A 17,268-nucleotide genomic window follows, 5' to 3' on the forward strand; every position below is an offset into this window, starting at 1 on the left:
GAGCGGGCTCCTTGCCTGGATCGGCTCTGGATGACTGCCGGTGAGGAGTCCACCCCACCGTACGGGCCATCGTATGCGAGGAGGCCGAGCGGCCGGGAGGTCCGTCAGCACGCTATTCCTGTGTCACCCGTGGGAGCACATCGGCCGAAGCAGGGTACAAACGGTCAAAGCGCTCGGGCGCGGCCGCTCTGTCAGTGCCCTGTCCTAGCCTCGCCCCATGGCCGCGACCCCTGCCCCGACCGTCCGGATCTCCGCCGACCACGCCCGCCGGCTCGCACTGCGCGCCCAGGGTCTGCTCGGACAGCCCGACCGCCGCGCGGGCGCCCGCGGCGTGCTGCGCCTGCTCGGCGCCGTCCAGCTGGACACCATCTCGGTGCTCGCCCGCTCGCACGAACTGGTGCCGTACGCCCGGCTCGGCGCGGTCGGCCGGCGGCCGGTCGAGGAGGCGTACTGGGGGCACGGCACGGCCTTCGAGTTCTGGTCGCACGCCGCCTGCATCCTGCCGATCGAGGAGTGGCCGCTGTTCGCGTTCCGCCGCCGCGCCAACCGGGCCAAGGGCCGGGTCTGGGGCCACCCGGTGTCGGAGCAGGTGTACGCGCAGGTCGTCGACCAGCTGCGGGCCGAGGGCCCGCTGACCTCGACCGGCCTCGGCGGGGCGAAGAAGACCGCCGAGTGGTGGGACTGGTCCGACACCAAGATCGCCGTGGAGCGGGCGCTGGCCTTCGGGGACGTGGTGGTCACCCGGCGGCGGGGCTGGAAGCGCGTCTACGACCTGGCAGAACGGGCCGTCCCCGGCGAGTTGTTCGAGCAGGACCCGAGCGACGCCGAGTGCCTGGAGCGGCTGGTCGCGCAGGCCGGCGCCGCGCTCGGGGTGGCCACCCGGGCCGACCTGATGGACTACCACCGCCTGAAGGGCGCCCAGGTGGACGCGGCGCTGCCGGCCTCCGGCCTGGTCCCGGTCGCGGTGGAGGGCTGGTCCGCCCCGGCCTGGGCGGACCCGGCGGCGCTGGAGTCGGAGCCGCGCGGCCGGCACCGCACCACCCTGCTGTCCCCGTTCGACTCGCTGATCTGGGACCGCCCGCGCACCGAGCGGATCTTCGGCATGAGCCACCGGCTGGAGGCGTACACCCCCAAGCACAAGCGGGTGCACGGCTACTTCGCGATGCCGCTGCTGGCCGGCGGCCGCCTGGTCGGCCGGGTCGACCCGGCCCGCGAGGGCGCCACCCTGGTGGCCCGCCAGGTCTCGCTGGACGGCCCGCGCTCGGTGCCCGCACTGGCCGAGGCGCTGCGCGAGGCCGCCACCTGGGTGGGCTGCTCGGACGTCCGGGTGGAGCGGCTGGACGACGAGGCACTGCGCCCGGAGCTGGAGAAGCTGCTGGGCTGACGGGCCCTCAGGATCCGCTCAGCCTATTTCGAGGATCTTTTCACGCATCGCGTACACCACGGCCTCCATCCTGGAGTGCAGCTGGAGCTTCTCCAGGATGTTGCGCACGTGGTTCTTCACGGTGTTCTCGCTGATGAACAGCTCCTTGGCGATCTCCCGGTTGTTCATCCCGGTGGCCACCAGCTTGAGCACCTCCAGCTCCCGGTCGGTCAGCCGGGGCGCGGGCACCAGCTCCCGGTCGTCGGAGCGGCGCTGGATCATCGACTTGAACTCGGTCAGCAGCTTGGCCGCCATCGACGGGCTGATCTGCGACTGGCCGTCGGCCACCGCGCGGATCGCGGTGGCCACCTCGTCGGTGGAGATCTCCTTCAGCAGGTAGCCGGTCGCCCCCGCCTTGATCGCCTCGTAGAGGTCGGCCTCCTCGTCGCTGATCGTCAGCATGATGATCTTGGCGCTGGGCACCACGTCCTTGATCGCGGTGCACGCCTCGATGCCGCTGCGCCGGGGCATCCGGACGTCCATCAGGATGATGTCGGGCAGCAGGTCGGCGGCCTTCAGCACGGCCTCCGCGCCGTCCCCGGCCTCGCCGATGACCCGGATGTCGTCCTCCTCGGCGAGCACGATCTCCAGGCCGCGGCGGAACAGCGCGTGGTCGTCCACCACCAGCACCCGGATCGGCTCCGCGCGGCGCGGCGACCAGCCGGCGTCCTCCGGGCCCAGGCCCTCGCGCGAAAGCTCCCCCATCCGCCCTCCCCCGCCCTCCGGTCACGTGACGCGCCCATCATTCCACGCCCCGGACGGCGTGCGATCACCCTGCGCCGCCGAACCGCCCGGCTGGGTGACTCCCGAACGCCGGTGACCCCGGCGGCCGTTCACGGCCGCCGGGGTCACCGGGCCCTCCGTCCGCCGGGCCGCGGCCCGCCGGTCACTCCTCGTCGGGACCGTTGATCGCGCCCCCGGCCCCGGCGAAGTCCACCGCCGCGGCCCCGTCCTCCTTCAGGTGAATCACGCCGTAGTGGTAGCCGTGCCGGCGGTAGACCACGCTCGGCAGGCCGCTGTCCTTCTCCTGGAACAGGTAGAAGTCGTGGCCCACCAGCTCCATCGCGTACAGCGCCTGGTCCAGCGACATCGGCGCGGCGGAGTGGGTCTTCTCGCGGACCACCAGCGGCCCGTCCCCCTCGACCTCCAGGCTGCCCGCCAGCGTCTTGCGGACCGCGCCGTTGACGCCCTCGGTGGCCTCCGTCGCGGGCAGCTCGGCCAACGCGGCGGTCGCGGCGGCGACACTCACCGGGCCGCGCCCGTTCGTGCCGCCCTTGTGCACCCGGCGGCGGTCGGCGGACTTGCGCAGCTGCGCCTCCAGCTTCGCCGAGGCCAGGTCGAGCGCGGCCCACGGGTCGTTGGCGGACGCCTCGGCCCGGATCACCGGGCCCCGGCTGCGGAGGGTGATCTCCACCCGGTCGGAGCGGTCGGCCTGCCGCGGGTTGTGCTCCTTGGACACCTCGACGTCCAGGCTGATCGCCTTGGCGTCGAACTTCTGGACCTTCTCCAGCTTCTCGGCCACGTGCTCGCGGAACCTCTGGGGCACCTCGGTCTTGCGGCCCTTGACGACGATGTCCACGCAGAACTCCGATCCCTTGTGCTGACCGGCCCGGAGTGCGTCCCGGACCGGCGTGAGACCCAGCCGGACCAGCCGGTCACCGCCCGCCCCCGGAACACCGCCCGGGAGACCCGCGAGAACCGCCGGCCCCTTACCTCACTTCCTCCCCACCAGGAGCGTTCGAAACCCCTGGAGCCCTCATGCAACACCTCACCCGGGGATCTCGCCTCCCCAGTCGAACGAACGTACCGACGGGCGGTCGGCGGTCCGGCTGTTCCCCCCTGTTTACCCTCCTACGGGTGAAACAGTGGTGAACGACTGGACAACACGCCTGACACCGCCCACCGTATGGCTGAAGTCGCCGCCCGGCGAGCGTTCCGGAGGGGTTCCGTGACGAGCCGCAGCACCGCCCACCGGCCCGGATCCGGACCCGCACCGATCCTCGCCGCCCTGCTCGACCTGCTGATCCCCGCCCGCTGCGCCGGCTGCGGCGACGGCGCCACCGGCCTGTGCCCGCCCTGCCGCGCGCTGATCGACGGCACCGCCGCCGGGCCGGCCGGGCCGGTCCGCCCGCCGCCCGGCCTGCCGCCGGTGCACGCCGCCGCCCCCTACGCCGGGCCGGTGCGCCAGCTGCTGATCGCCCACAAGGAACGCGGCGCGCTCCGGCTGGCCGCCCCGCTCGGCCGGGCGCTGGCCGCCGCGGTCCGGTCCGCCACCGGTGCGGGCGCCGCCCGCTGCTGCTGGTGCCGGTGCCGTCCGCCCGGGCCGCCACCCGGGCCCGCGGCCACGACCCGATGCTGCGGCTGGCCCGGGCCGCGGCCCGCGAACTGCGCCGCGGCGGGGTGGCCACGCTGGTCGCCCCGGTGCTGCGGCAGGCCCGGCCGGTCGCCGACCAGGCGGGGCTGGGCGCGGCCGAGCGGCACCGCAACCTGCACGGGGCGCTGACCGTGCCGGCCCGGCTGGCCGCGCCGCTGGCCGGGCACCGGCTGGTGCTGGTGGACGACCTGGTCACCACCGGGGCGAGCCTCGCCGAGGCGGCCCGGGCGCTGCGCGCGGCGGGCTGCCCGCCGCGGGCGGCGGCCACCGTGGCGGCGGTCGCCCGGCGCGGCCCGGCCCGGGCCGGCGGGGTGCGCCGGCCGGGGAGGCGGGGCTCAGCCCGGGTAGATGAAGGCGCCGGCCGGGGCCTTGCTGGGCACCTCGTGCCACTGGTTGTCCTTCAGCCGGTACAGGCCGCGCCCGGAGGCGGTCAGCACGGCCGGGCTGACCTGGTCGCTCTGCCCGCGGGCCTCGGTGGCGGACAGCGCCGTCATCGACTCGCCGCCCTGCAGCGGGGAGTCGGTGGACTGCGAGCCGTCGGTGCCCAGGAAGTGCAGCTGCTGCAGCCGGTCGGCCTCCTTGCCGAGCACCACCAGCTGGTCGGCGTCGCCCCAGGAGACGGCGGCGACCTCGGTGAGCTGCGGGGCGATGTCGCGCACCGCGGTGATCCGGGCGGCCGGCGCGGCGGCGGTGCCGCTGTGCGTGACCAGGCCGAGGGCCAGCGTGGTCGGGCCGTTGCCGCGGCGCAGCAGCAGCGCGATCCGGGTGCCGTCGGAGGAGATCCGCAGCGACTGCACGGAACGCCCGTCGAGGTCGTCGACCGTCACGGGGACGACGGTGCGGTCGCGGACCATCAGCACCTTGGGCGCGGCCGGGTCGCGGTCGACCAGCCACAGGTCCTGGCGGCCGTCCCAGCTGGGCGAGGCCAGGCCCTGGCCGGGCTGCGGGGCGCGGCTGGAGGTGACGGACTCGCCGTACTTGTCGGTCTCGGTCAGGCCGGTGCGGAACAGGTTGCGGCCGTCGTTGGCGATCACCGCGGCGGCGTTGCCGTCCCGGCGGACGGCGAGTTCGCCGATCCTGGGCTGGCCGTTCTGCGAGACCTGGCCGAGCACGCCGGGGACGGGGGCCGGCTCCATGCCGTCCAGGTAGCGGGTGAGGCGGCCGTCGGTGAGCTGGATGTAGGCCTGCGTGCCGTTCGCGCCGCCGGCCAGCACGCCGGGCGCGACCTGCGCGGCCTCGGCGGCGGTGATGGTGCAGCCGCCGTTCTTGGGCGTGGACAGGTCGAGCCGGTCCAGCTTGCCCTGCTGGTCGACCAGGGTCTGGAAGAGCTGCTGCGCCATCTGCCGGCAGCCGGTCTGGTTCTTGCCGAGGTCGGTGCCGTCCACCTTGACGGTGGCGACCCGGTTGTCGCCGGCGGTGACGCCGAGCACCTTGATGCCGTCGAGCTTGGAGGTGACCACCGGGCGCAGCCACTGGGAGGGCCCGTCGGCGGTAGCCTGGGCGGCCTCGGTGAGCGGGTCTATTCGGCGGCGCAGGTAGATCGGGTCGGCGACCAGCACCGGGTTGGCCTGGGCGCGTTCGCTGGTCGGGTCGGGGGCGGCGAAGAAGTACCGGTGGACCGGCTTGTAGGTGTTCTTGAAGTTGGTCTGGTCGACGATCAGCCCGTCGGGCAGCGCGTCGATCCGCCACTGGCCGGCGTCGGGGCCCTCGGCGACCTTCACGAAGGTGAAGTCCTGCTGGTAGGCGTCGCCGGAGCGGGCCTGGTAGGTGTGCCGGCCGTCGAGTTCGGCGACCTGGGTGCCGCTGACGCTGAGCTGCGCGGTGGTCGCGTCCTGCGCCGGGACGGGGTGGCTCAGGTGCGGGGCCTCGGCCAGCACCACCACCTGCGCGTCGGGGCGCCAGCGCTTGGCGGCGTCCGGGGTCAGGTACTGCTTGGCGGTGTCGTAGTCGGCCTGGTCCGCGTTGGAGGAGTCGAGGAAGCCGGCCAGCAGGTCGCCGGGGCTCTCGCCCCGGTGCGGGGCGACCGGGTAGACGTGCACCTGGACGCCGTCGGCGGCGCCCTGCGGTGCGCCGAGGCGCTGCGGCGCGCCGCCGGAGGGCATCGCGACGCACCCGGTGGCGGCGGCCGCGAGCAGGGCGGCGCCGCCCAGCGCGCGGGTCCGTCGCTCAGCCGTCCTGTCGTTCCTGTGCACCGGTGGTCCCCTCCTGGTCGGTCTCGGCGCCGTCCGGTGCGGGCGGGGCCGGGTGGGTCGGGCGGCCGCTGCGGTCCACCACGATCTGCGCACCGGTGGCACCGTAACCGGCGGCTCCGGCGCGGACGTCGGACGGGTCGGCCACCGGGACGGCGCTCGGCCGGCCGAGGCCGGGGCCGATGCTGAGCACGCCGCCGAGGCCGGAGCCGAAGGTGTGCCGCTCGGCGTCCGGGGTCTCCGGGACGGCGGTGGACTCGCCGCCGCGCACCGCGCGCCGGTAGGGCGCGCCGACCGAGGACATGCCGCGGTTGTGCCGGGAGTCCTCCGGCTCCAGCCGGAACGGGGCCCGGGAGATCTCGCCGCCGCGGGTGCGCGGCAGGGTGAGCCGGAAGTGCGAGCCGCCGCCGGGCTCACCCCAGGCCTGCAGCCAGCCGCCGTGCAGGTGGGCGTCCTCGACCGCGATGGACAGGCCGAGGCCGGTGCCGCCGGTGGTGCGGACCCGGGACGGGTCGGCGCGCCAGAACCGGTGGAAGACCCGGGAGGCCTCGCCGGGCTTGAGGCCGATGCCGTAGTCGCGCACGCCGACGGCGACCGCGCCGTCGCCCGCGCCGAGCCGGATCACCACGTCCCGGCCCTCGCCGTGTTCGAGCGCGTTGACCACCAGGTTGCGCAGGATGCGTTCGATCCGGCGGCTGTCGACCTCGGCGATCACCGGGTTCTCGCCGCCGCGGATCAGCACCGCGCTGCCCTTGGCGCGGGCCAGCGGGTCGGCGGCCTCGACGACGCGGGTGACGATGTCGCGCAGGTCGACGGGTTCGGCGTCCAGGATGGCCGCGCCGGCGTCGAAGCGGCTGATCTCCAGCAGGTCGGCGAGCAGCGATTCGAAGCGGTCGAGCTGGTCCTGGAGCAGTTCCGCGGAGCGGGCCGCCATCGGGTCCAGGTCCTCGCGGCTGTCGTAGATCAGGTCGGCGGCCATCCGCACCGTGGTCAGCGGGGTGCGCAGCTCGTGCGAGACGTCGGAGACGAACCGCCGCTGGACCCGGGAGAGTTCCTCCAGTTTGCGGATCTGCGCCTGGAGGCCGTTGGCCATCCGGTTGAACGAGTCGCCGAGGCGGGCGATGTCGTCGGTGCCGGTGACCTTCATCCGCTCGTCGAAGTGCCCGTCGGCCAGCCGCTCGGAGATCCCGGCCGCCATCCGCACCGGGGTGACGACCTGGCGGACCACCAGCCAGGCGATGCAGCCCAGCAGGATGACCAGGAACAGCCCGGCGGTGGCCAGGGTGCCGATCACCAGGTTGAGGGTGCTGGTCTCCTGGTAGAAGGAGAACACGTAGTACAGCTGGTACGGGTTGCCGTCGGGGCCGGTGAACTGCTTGCCGATCGCCAGGCCCTTGTTGTCGTCGGGCTTGGCCTGGCTGTCCGGGGCGCGGTGCAGCTTGACCGGCTGCTCGTGCGGGACGGACGGCTCGGCGGCGACCAGGGCGCGCAGCTCGGGGGTGATCGAGTCGGGCAGGATCGAGCCCGAGTAGCGGGCGCCGCGCAGGCCGGCGCTGGAGGCGCTCTCCTCCTGGCCGCCGGGGGCGATGGCGATCACCGAGTAGACGCCGGCGCCGCCGGACGCCAGGTCGGAGACCTGCTTGGTCAGCCAGGCGTTGATCTGGTCGCGGGTCGGGTCGGCGGTCGCACCGGCCTTGGCCTGCAGGTTGATCGCTTCGTTGATCTTGTCCTGCTCGATCTGGAAGCCGCCGATGGCCTGCCCGTGGGCGGCCTTCTGCTTGGCCTCCAGCAGGCCGTTGCGGACCTGGGCGACCACCACCACGCCGAGCACCAGCACCAGCACGAACGACAGCAGCAGCGTCGCCGCGACCACCCGCAGCTGGATCGAGCGGCGGTACAGCGCCAGCGCCCGGCCGACCGGGCGGCGGAACTGGCGGGTCACCGGCGCGAGCAGCGCCGTCCACCAGCGCCGCCGGCGGGGCCGGCCGGTGGTGGAGCTCAGCACGTCGCCGCGCACAGCGGCCTCCCCGTCGGCGAACTCGTCCGACGGGGAGGCCTCAGCCTGCACTTCGCTCATCCTCAGCTGGGCCCGGCCTTGTAGCCGACGCCGCGGACGGTGACCACGATCTCGGGGCGCTCCGGATCCTTCTCGATCTTGGAGCGCAGGCGCTGCACGTGCACGTTGACCAGCCGGGTGTCGGCGGCGTGCCGGTAGCCCCAGACCTGCTCCAGCAGCACCTCGCGGGTGAACACCTGCCAGGGCTTGCGGGCCAGCGCGACCAGCAGGTCGAACTCCAGCGGGGTCAGCGGAATGCCGCGGCCCTCGCGCTTGACCGAGTGCCCGGCGACGTCGATCACCAGGTCACCGATGGTCAACTGCTCGGGCGTGGGCTCCTCGGCCCGGCGCAGCCGGGCCCGGACCCGGGCGACCAGCTCCTTGGGCTTGAACGGCTTCGTCACGTAGTCGTCGGCGCCGGACTCCAGGCCGACCACGATGTCGACCGTGTCGGTCTTCGCGGTCAGCATGACGATCGGAATGCCCGACTCGGCCCGGATCTGGCGGCACACGTCGATGCCGTCCCGTCCGGGCAGCATCAGGTCGAGCAGTACGAGGTCCGGCTTGGTCTCCCGGAAGGCGGCCAGCGCCTTGTCCCCGTCCGCGACGAAAAACGGCTCAAAACCCTCACCACGCAGCACGATGCCGAGCATCTCGGCCAGTGCGGTGTCGTCATCGACGACGAGGACACGTCCCTTCATGGCTCCATCTTCTCATCACGCGAATGTGACCTGACGCACAGCCGTTCCTTTGCCGCCCCCCGACCGCCGGCCGAACCAGTCATACCATCGCAAAGGTATCGGCTCCGCGGCCATGCCCGGACCGTTGTCGATCAGCAACGGGATACCCCTGGGGTCCGCGTGCGCACCATGGCACGATAAGCACCCCGAAGCACCCGTCCCAGGGTGCCCCGACGAGGAGCGTCGATGACCGAGACCCCGGGTTGGACTTCACCCGGTTCTCCCGAGCCCGCACCCGGAGCGCCCGAATCCGGCCACCAGGCTCCCCAGGCACCACAGGCCACCGCCGCCCCCCTGCCGCCGCACCCCGCACCGGCCCCGCCGCACGGCCCGACGCCCGGCATCGTCCCGCTGCGCCCGCTCGGCTTCGCCGAACTGATGGACGGCGCGTTCGCCCTCGTCCGCCGCTACTGGAAGACCGCGTTCGGGCTCAGCCTGGTGCTGGCCTGCGTCCTCGAACTGGTCCAGGCCGGCGTCTCCTGGTGGATCCACGTCTCCGGCACCGAACTGCAGGCGACGTTCTCCTCCTACTACACGTACCCGCTGGCCATGCTCGCCGGCGTGATCTCCACCGGCCTGCTCACGCCCGTCATCGGCAACAGCCTGCTCGGCCGCGACACCGGCCCCAAGGAGGCCTGGGCGCAGGCCCGGCCGCACCTCGGCCGGCTGATCGGCCTGGCCCTGCTGCACACCCTGATCATGCTCGGCTCGCTCGCCGGCCTGATCGTCCCGATCATCCTGCTGGCCGTCCGGGGCGACGAGCCCGCCCTGCTGATCCTCACCCCGCCCGCCCTGGTGCCCGCGCTCTGGATCGGCGTCAAGCTGTCCTTCGCCGCCCCCGCGCTGGTCCTGGAGAAGCAGACCGTCCTCGGCTCCCTCAAGCGCTCCTGGCACCTGGTTCGCGGCTCCTGGTGGCGGATCTTCGGCGCCGTGCTGCTGTTCAGCCTCTGCGTCGGGCTGCTCTCCGCGGTGCTCACCGTCCCCGGCGAGATCGTCGCGATGCTGATCGGCGGCACCCCGGGCACCCCCGACGCCTCCGACGGCGCCGCCGCGGTCAGCATCGCCATCATGGCGGTCTGCGGCACCCTCGCGAAGACCCTCACCATCCCGCTCACCGGCGCCCTGCTCGGCCTGCTCTACGTCGACCAGCGGATCCGCCGCGAGGCCCTCGACCTCGAACTCGCCCGCGCCGCCGGCCTGCCCGGCCACTACGCGCCCGCACCCGCCGCGCCCGTCCCGGGCCAGTACACCCCGCCGGGAGCCTGACGACCATGGGACTCCGGGGGGGAGGGACGCTGCTCGCGGACGGCGTCCCGGTGACCGTGCCGCGCGACGCCGCCCGCGACGCCGCGCACGAAGAACTCCGCAAGGCCGTCTACCACCAGCACGAACCCGGCCTGGTCGACCGCTTCCTGACCTGGCTCCAGGACCGGCTCGACGAGCTGTTCAACGGCGCCGGCGCCCCGCTCGGCGGCGGCGACGGCGCCGCCCTGGCCGTGCTGGTCGTCATCGTCGCGGTCGTCGCCGTGCTGCTCTGGCGGCGCTACGGCGCGCCCCGCCGCGAAGCCCGCTCCACCGGCACGCTGTTCGCCGCCGACGGGCCGCGCAGCGCCGCCCAGCACCGCGAGGCCGCCGCCGGGCACGCCGCCCGCGGCGACTGGGCCGACGCCGTCCGCGAGCAGATGCGCGCCCTGGTCCGCGGCCTGGAGGAGCGCACCGTCCTCGACCCGCGCCCCGGCCGCACCGCCGACGAGGCCGCCGCCGAAGCCGGCCGCGCCCTCCCCGAACGCGCCCGCGAACTCGCCTCCGCCGCAAGGCTGTTCGACGACATCGCGTTCGGCGAACGGACCGCCGACGAGCCCGCCTACCGGCTCCTCGCCGACCTCGACCGCGCCCTCGAACGCACCCGCCCCACCCCCGTGGCCGCCGGCGGAGGAACCGCATGACCACCACCGCACCCCGCCCGCCACGGCCGACCCCGCGGAACCGCCCGCCGGACCCGGCCCCGCACCCGCCGCCGCCCCCGCGCCACCGTGCGCGCCCTGTGGCGGCGCTGGCGCTGGTGGCTGCTCTCCGGCCTCGCCCTGCTGCTGGTCGGCACCATGGTCGCCGGCATCCCCGGCTCCGACTCCTACGCGCCGCTCGACCCGCGCTCCGGCGCCCCCGGCGGCACCCGCGCCGCCGACCAGCTCCTCCAGCAGCGCGGCGTCACCAGCCGCACCGCCACCTCCGAGAGCGAACTCACCGCCGCCCTGCGCGCCGACGACACCACCGTCGTCCTCAGCTACCCCGACGAGCTGCCCTACCAGGAACTCGCCCGGCTCGCCGCCCTGCACCGCGGCGCCCGCAGCCGGCTGGTGCTGGTCGCCCCCGACCAGCCCGTCCTGAACGCCTTCAGCCCGGGCATCTCCACCTACTACTCCGACGCCGACGGCAACACCCCCGTCGAGCCGTCCTGCAAGCTCCCCGAGGCGGTCAACGCCGGCGCCGCCCAGCTCGGCGGCCAGAGCTACGACCCCGGCCCCTCCGACACCGGCTGCTACCCGCACGGCGGCACCCGCCGCTCCCTGGTCAGCCGCACCACCGGCACCCAGCAGGTGGTCGTCGTCGGCAGCGCCCGGCCGTTCACCAACGAACGCCTCGACCGCGAGGGCAACGCCGCACTCGCCCTCGGCCTGTTCGGCGCCCACCGCCAACTGGTCTGGCAGACCCCCGGCCACAACGTCGCCGCCACCGCCACCGGCGGCCACAAGACCATCGACGAACTGATCCCGTCCGGCTGGCACTGGGCCGCCCTGCAGCTCACCTTCGCCGCGCTGCTCGCCGTGGTCTGGCGCGCCCGCCGGCTCGGCCCCGTGCTCAGCGAACGGCTGCCCGCCGTGGTCCGCGCCTCCGAGACCACCGAGGGCCGCGCCCGGCTCTACCACCGCGCGAACGCCCGCGGCCACGCCGCCGAGACCCTGCGCCGCGCCACCCGCCGCCGGGCCGCCGCCGCCCTCGGCCTCCCGCACACCGCCGGGGACCCCGAACCGACCGCCCTCACCGAGGCCGCCGCCGCCCGGCTCGGACGCCCCGCAGCCGACCTCCAGCACCTGCTGTACGGCCCGGCCCCCACCGACGACGCCGCCCTGCTGCGGCTCGCCGACGAACTCGACGACATCGAATGGCAGGTACGACAGCCGTGACCGACCAGCTCACCAAGACCGACCCCGGCCGCACCCGCGACGCCCGCGCCGCCCTCACCGGCCTGCGCGACGAGATCGCCAAGGCCGTCGTCGGCCAGGACGCCGCCGTCACCGGCCTGGTCGTCGCGCTGCTCTGCGGCGGCCACGTCCTGCTCGAAGGCGTCCCCGGCGTCGCCAAGACCCTGCTGGTCCGCACCCTCGCCACCGCCCTGGACGTCGAGACCAAGCGCATCCAGTTCACCCCCGACCTGATGCCCGGCGACGTCACCGGCTCCCTCGTCTACGACACCCGCACCGCCGAGTTCTCCTTCCAGCCCGGCCCGGTCTTCACCAACCTGCTGCTCGCCGACGAGATCAACCGCACCCCGCCCAAGACCCAGGCCGCGCTGCTGGAGGCCATGGAGGAGAAGCAGGTCACCGTCGACGGCGAGCCCCGCAAGCTCCCCGACCCGTTCCTCGTCGCCGCCACCCAGAACCCCGTCGAGTACGAGGGCACCTACCCGCTGCCCGAGGCCCAGCTCGACCGCTTCCTGCTCAAGCTGATCCTGCCGCTGCCCACCCGCGACCAGGAGTTCCAGGTCCTCTCCCGGCACGCCACCGGCTTCGACCCGCGCGACCTCGCCTCGGCCGGCGTCCGCCCCGTCGCCGGACCCGCCGACCTGGCCACCGCCCGCGCCGAGATCGGGGCCCTCACCGTCTCCCCCGAGATCCTCGCGTACATCGTCGACCTGGTCCGCGCCACCCGGAACTCGCCCTCGCTCGCCATGGGCGTCTCCCCCCGCGGCGCCACCGCCCTGCTCAACACCTCCCGCGCCTGGGCCTGGCTGGCCGGCCGCGACTACGTCACCCCCGACGACGTCAAAGCCCTCGCCCTGCCCACCCTCCGGCACCGCATCCAGCTCCGCCCCGAGGCCGAGATGGAAGGCACCACCGCCGACAGCGTCATCCAGGCCGTCCTCGCCCAGACGCCCGCGCCGCGCTGACCGCCCACCGCCAGGGGAGCACCCCTCCCCCGGCCCGCAGGCCGGCCCGACGCGTCCACTGCTCCAGAAAGCGAGCCCAGCACCCCATGGCCCTGACCGGCCGCACGGCCCTCATCGCCGCCCTCGGCGCCCTCCTGGTCGGCCTCGTGCTCCCCTCCTGGACCCGCATCGCCGTGGTCATGCTGCCGCTGCTCGCCGCGATCGCCACCGACCTGGTGCTCGCCGCCCCCGTCCGCCGCCTCACCCTGGAACGCTCCGGCAACCCCAGCGTCCGCCTCGGCGAGGCCGTCGACGTCGACCTGCTCGTCGGCAACCCGTCCCGCCGCCCGCTGCGCGCCCGGATCCGCGACGCCTGGTACCCCTCCGCCTGGGCCCCCGGCAGCTCCCTCACCGCCTCCCGGCACACCGTCGCCATCCCCGCCGGCGAACGCCGCCGCCTCACCACCCGGCTCGCCCCCACCCGGCGCGGCGACCACCACAGCGGCAAGGTCACCGTCCGCTCGCTCGGCCCGCTCGGCCTGGCCGGCCGGCAGGCCAACCTCGACGCCCCCTGGCGGGTCCGCGCCCTGCCGCCGTTCGCCAGCCGCAAGCACCTCCCGTCCCGCCTCGCCCGCCTGCGCGAACTCGACGGCCGCACCTCCGTCCTGACCCGCGGTCAGGGCACCGAGTTCGACTCCCTGCGCGAGTACCTCCCCGGCGACGACGTCCGCTCCATCGACTGGCGGGCCAGCGCCCGCCGCAGCGTCGTCGCCGTCCGCACCTGGCGCCCCGAACGCGACCGGCACGTCCTCGTCGTCCTCGACACCGGCCGCACCTCCGCCGGCCGCGTCGGCGACGCCCCCCGCCTGGACGCCGCCCTCGACGCCGCCCTGCTGCTCACCGCCCTCGCCACCAAGGCCGGCGACCGCGTCGACCTGCTCGCCCACGACCGCCACCGCCGGACCGCCGTCGCCGGACGCTCCCCCTCCGAGATCCTCCCCGCGTTCACCGACGCGATGGCCCTCCTGGAACCCGCCCTGATCGAGACCGACCTGCGCGCCATGGTCTCCACCGCCCTCCGGATGGCCCCCCACCGCTCCCTGATCGTCCTCCTCACCGGCCTCGACGCCCACCAGATCGAGGACGGCCTGCTGCCCCAACTCCCCCTGCTCACCAAGCGCCACGAGGTCGTCCTCGCCTCCGTCGCCGACCCGCGCCTCGACGAACTCGTCAACACCCCCCGCACCACCGTGCGCGACGTCTACGGCGCCGCCGCCGCCGAACAGACCCGCGCCGACCGCCGCCGCACCGCAGACCTCCTCACCCGCCGCGGCATCACCGTCCTCGACGCCCCGCCCGAGGCCATCGCCCCCGCCCTCGCCGACACCTACCTCACCCTCAAGGCCGCCGGCCGCCTCTGACCCACCTGTCGCCAGCTCGGGAGCCGACCATGAACGACCTTCAACTGATCAGCGACGGCGACGGGTTGGCGGTCATCGGCGACCCGGCCGCGGTCGAACGCTTCCTCCTCTCCGAAGGCCTCCCCTCGCAGGACCTCGGCCTGCCGCGCCTCGGCTCGGCCTTCGGAGCGGCCTCCGGAGCCGCCCAGGCGGCCTCCGAGATCGCCGCCAACTCCGGCCGCTGGGTGAAGCTGACCGAGAAGTCCGCGAAGGCCCTCCAGAAGCACAAACTGATGAAGGGTTCGGGCCCGGGCAGCAGCCGAGCGGTGCTGATGGAGAACGGCAGGACCAAGGGCATCCTCGAACTGGTGCGGACACCGGGCTCGTTGCTCTCCAACCCCGCCGTCCTGGCCGGCGCCGCCGGGCTCATGGCGCAACTCGCCATGCAGCAGACCATGGACGAGATCACCGACTACCTCGCCACCATCGACGAAAAGGTCGACGACGTGCTCCGCGCCCAGAAGGACGCGGTGGTGGCCGACATGATCGGTGCCGGCTTCGTCATCGAGGAGGGCCTGGCCGTCCGGGAACAGGTCGGCCGGGTCTCCGAAGTCACCTGGGCCAAGGTCTCGCTCACCTCCGTCACCATCGCCCGCACCCAGGCCTACGCACTGCGCCAACTCGACGCGCTCGCCGAGAAGATGGAGCAGAAGACCAGGATCGGCGACCTCGCCAAAGCCTCCAAGGACGCCGAGTCCACCGTCCGGGAGTGGCTCGCCGTCCTGGCCCGCTGCTTCCAACTCCAGGACGCCATCGCCGTCCTGGAACTCGACCGCGTCCTGGACGCCTCGCCGGACGAGTTGGACCTGCACCGCCTCGCCATCCGCACCGCCCGGCAGAACCGCACCGAGCTCATCGCCCGCTGCACCGAACGCCTGCTGGCCCGCGTCGACGCGGCCGTCGGTACCGCCAACACCAAGGTCCTGCTCCACCCGACCGCCTCCCCCGCCGTGGTCAGTTCGGGCAACCAGGTCGCCACCGCCGTCGTCGCCTTCCGCGGCCGGCTCGGCATCGAGCACGACCAGCAGTCACTGGACGCCCGCCGCTGGGTGGACGCGGCCACGGAGGCCCGGAACAAGGTGCTCGAAACGGGAGCCGAGGGCGTCGACGCCGCCAAGCGTCTCGGCACCGAGACCTTCGACCGGGCCAGGGCGGTGACCGGCAAACTGTCGAACGGCCTCGCCGGGCGGGTGCTCCGCCGACGTCAGAACGACGAGGAGAACTGAGTCGTCCGAGCCCCGGGTGCATGGCATGCGGGGCTCGCCGGCGAATTCCGGGCCGTGAACGCGAGAAAGCCCCCCGCCAGAAGGCGAGGGGCTTTCCCTGAAAAATTGTTCGGCGGCGTCCTACTCTCCCACAGGGTCCCCCCTGCAGTACCATCGGCGCTGTGAGGCTTAGCTTCCGGGTTCGGAATGTAACCGGGCGTTTCCCTCACGCTATGACCACCGAAACACTATGAAACTGTCACCACCCACACGAGTGTTCGTGGGGGTCGTTGTTTCAGAACAACACAGTGGACGCGAGCAACTGAGGACAAGCCCTCGGCCTATTAGTACCGGTCAACTCCACCCCTCACAGGGCTTCCATATCCGGCCTATCAACCCAGTCGTCTACTGGGAGCCTTACCCTCTCAAGGAGGTGGGAGTGCTCATCTCGAAGCAGGCTTCCCGCTTAGATGCTTTCAGCGGTTATCCCTCCCGAACGTAGCCAACCAGCCATGCCCTTGGCAGGACAACTGGCACACCAGAGGTTCGTCCGTCCCGGTCCTCTCGTACTAGGGACAGCCCTTCTCAACACTCCTACGCGCACAGCGGATAGGGACCGAACTGTCTCACGACGTTCTAAACCCAGCTCGCGTACCGCTTTAATGGGCGAACAGCCCAACCCTTGGGACCTACTCCAGCCCCAGGATGCGACGAGCCGACATCGAGGTGCCAAACCATCCCGTCGATATGGACTCTTGGGGAAGATCAGCCTGTTATCCCCGGGGTACCTTTATCCGTTGAGCGACGGCGCTTCCACAAGCCACCGCCGGATCACTAGTCCCTACTTTCGTACCTGCTCGACCCGTCAGTCTCACAGTCAAGCTCCCTTGTGCACTTACACTCAACACCTGATTGCCAACCAGGCTGAGGGAACCTTTGGGCGCCTCCGTTACCCTTTAGGAGGCAACCGCCCCAGTTAAACTACCCACCAGACACTGTCCCTGATCCGGATCACGGACCCAGGTTAGACATCCAGCACGACCAGAGTGGTATTTCAACGGCGACTCCACAACAACTGGCGTTGCTGCTTCAAAGTCTCCCACCTATCCTACACAAGCCGAACCGAACACCAATATCAAGCTATAGTGGTCCCGGGGTCTTTCCGTCCTGCTGCGCGAAACGAGCATCTTTACTCGTAATGCAATTTCACCGGGCCTGTGGTTGAGACAGTCGAGAAGTCGTTACGCCATTCGTGCAGGTCGGAACTTACCCGACAAGGAATTTCGCTACCTTAGGATGGTTATAGTTACCACCGCCGTTTACTGGCGCTTAAGTTCTCAGCTTCGCCCGACCGAAGTCGGACTAACCGGTCCCCTTAACGTTCCAGCACCGGGCAGGCGTCAGTCCGTATACATCGCCTTACGGCTTCGCACGGACCTGTGTTTTTAGTAAACAGTCGCTTCTCGCTGGTCTCTGCGGCCACCACCAGCTCAAGGAGCAAGTCCCATCACCAGCAATGGCCCCCCTTCTCCCGAAGTTACGGGGGCATTTTGCCGAGTTCCTTAACCACAGTTCACCCGAACGCCTCGGTATTCTCTACCTGACCACCTGAGTCGGTTTGGGGTACGGGCCGCCATGAAACTCGCTAGAGGCTTTTCTCGACAGCATAGGATC

At 72.7% G+C, this 17,268-nt stretch carries 13 protein-coding genes, 1 rRNA gene and 2 other annotated features; of the genes, 8 read left to right on the forward strand and 6 right to left on the reverse strand.

The annotated features are described in order from the left end of the window. Positions 1 to 217: 217 nt before the first annotated feature. Positions 218 to 1,384, forward strand: a complete 1,167-nt coding sequence (locus tag KCH_RS14350; protein WP_035863182.1) for a winged helix-turn-helix domain-containing protein — start codon at positions 218 to 220, stop codon at positions 1,382 to 1,384. 18 nt (positions 1,385 to 1,402) lie between these two features. Here KCH_RS14350 and KCH_RS14355 read toward each other — a convergent pair whose 3' ends face one another. Further along, positions 1,403 to 2,128, reverse strand: coding sequence for a response regulator (locus KCH_RS14355; protein ID WP_035863186.1), 726 nt, complete (start codon positions 2,126 to 2,128; stop codon positions 1,403 to 1,405). Between the two features lie 181 nt (positions 2,129 to 2,309). Next, positions 2,310 to 3,002 (reverse strand): ribosome hibernation-promoting factor, HPF/YfiA family, encoded by a 693-nt coding sequence (gene hpf, locus KCH_RS14360; RefSeq protein ID WP_035863188.1) that lies wholly within the window; start codon positions 3,000 to 3,002, stop codon positions 2,310 to 2,312. A 369-nt stretch (positions 3,003 to 3,371) separates the two neighbouring features. On the opposite strand from hpf, the gene KCH_RS14365 reads away from it, so the two are divergent. Then, positions 3,372 to 3,926, forward strand: coding sequence for a hypothetical protein (locus KCH_RS14365; protein WP_063750152.1), 555 nt, complete (start codon positions 3,372 to 3,374; stop codon positions 3,924 to 3,926). A 206-nt stretch (positions 3,927 to 4,132) separates the two neighbouring features. Here the strand turns inward: KCH_RS14365 and KCH_RS14370 are convergent, their stop codons facing one another. From KCH_RS14370 to mtrA, 3 genes are read right to left on the reverse strand one after another with little or no spacing between them, the layout of a single operon-like run. Further along, positions 4,133 to 5,989, reverse strand: coding sequence for an LpqB family beta-propeller domain-containing protein (locus KCH_RS14370; protein WP_035863193.1), 1,857 nt, complete (start codon positions 5,987 to 5,989; stop codon positions 4,133 to 4,135). Next, positions 5,964 to 8,054, reverse strand: a complete 2,091-nt coding sequence (mtrB, locus tag KCH_RS14375) for an MtrAB system histidine kinase MtrB (RefSeq protein ID WP_425268769.1) — start codon at positions 8,052 to 8,054, stop codon at positions 5,964 to 5,966. Before mtrB ends, KCH_RS14370 begins: the two co-directional genes overlap by 26 nt. An 11-nt stretch (positions 8,055 to 8,065) precedes the next feature. Beyond that, complete coding sequence (mtrA, locus tag KCH_RS14380) at positions 8,066 to 8,743, reverse strand: MtrAB system response regulator MtrA (protein ID WP_030459579.1); 678 nt, start codon at positions 8,741 to 8,743, stop codon at positions 8,066 to 8,068. Positions 8,744 to 8,968: 225 nt separating this feature from the next. On the opposite strand from mtrA, the gene KCH_RS14385 reads away from it, so the two are divergent. From KCH_RS14385 to KCH_RS14410, 6 genes are all read left to right on the forward strand, one after another. Continuing rightward, positions 8,969 to 10,048, forward strand: a complete 1,080-nt coding sequence (locus KCH_RS14385) for a DUF7847 domain-containing protein (RefSeq protein WP_051653074.1) — start codon at positions 8,969 to 8,971, stop codon at positions 10,046 to 10,048. A 5-nt stretch (positions 10,049 to 10,053) separates the two neighbouring features. Continuing rightward, positions 10,054 to 10,728, forward strand: a complete 675-nt coding sequence (locus KCH_RS14390) for a DUF4129 domain-containing protein (RefSeq protein WP_035863201.1) — start codon at positions 10,054 to 10,056, stop codon at positions 10,726 to 10,728. 87 nt (positions 10,729 to 10,815) lie between these two features. Beyond that, positions 10,816 to 11,967, forward strand: a complete 1,152-nt coding sequence (locus tag KCH_RS46045; RefSeq protein ID WP_051653075.1) for a DUF4350 domain-containing protein — start codon at positions 10,816 to 10,818, stop codon at positions 11,965 to 11,967. Further along, positions 11,946 to 12,950: an AAA family ATPase gene (locus tag KCH_RS14400; RefSeq protein ID WP_051653076.1), complete on the forward strand. Its 1,005-nt coding sequence runs from the start codon at positions 11,946 to 11,948 to the stop codon at positions 12,948 to 12,950. The genes KCH_RS46045 and KCH_RS14400 overlap by 22 nt, the downstream gene beginning before the upstream one ends. Positions 12,951 to 13,036: 86 nt before the next feature. Next, on the forward strand, positions 13,037 to 14,350 hold the full coding sequence (locus KCH_RS14405; RefSeq protein WP_035863209.1) for a DUF58 domain-containing protein: 1,314 nt from the start codon (positions 13,037 to 13,039) through the stop codon (positions 14,348 to 14,350). Between the two features lie 29 nt (positions 14,351 to 14,379). Further along, complete coding sequence (locus KCH_RS14410) at positions 14,380 to 15,615, forward strand: hypothetical protein (protein ID WP_035863212.1); 1,236 nt, start codon at positions 14,380 to 14,382, stop codon at positions 15,613 to 15,615. A 107-nt stretch (positions 15,616 to 15,722) separates the two neighbouring features. On the opposite strand, the gene rrf is transcribed toward KCH_RS14410, so the two are convergent. Beyond that, positions 15,723 to 15,839: ribosomal RNA gene (rrf, locus tag KCH_RS14415) — 5S ribosomal RNA — on the reverse strand. A 91-nt stretch (positions 15,840 to 15,930) separates the two neighbouring features. Then, positions 15,931 to 16,794, reverse strand: a sequence feature (23S ribosomal RNA rRNA prediction is too short). 10 nt (positions 16,795 to 16,804) lie between these two features. Next, positions 16,805 to 17,176 (reverse strand) — a sequence feature (23S ribosomal RNA rRNA prediction is too short). Between the last annotated feature and the right edge of the window lie 92 nt (positions 17,177 to 17,268).

It is taken from the genome of Kitasatospora cheerisanensis KCTC 2395 (assembly GCF_000696185.1).
In the GTDB taxonomy this organism is placed as follows: Bacteria; Actinomycetota; Actinomycetes; order Streptomycetales; family Streptomycetaceae; genus Kitasatospora; species Kitasatospora cheerisanensis.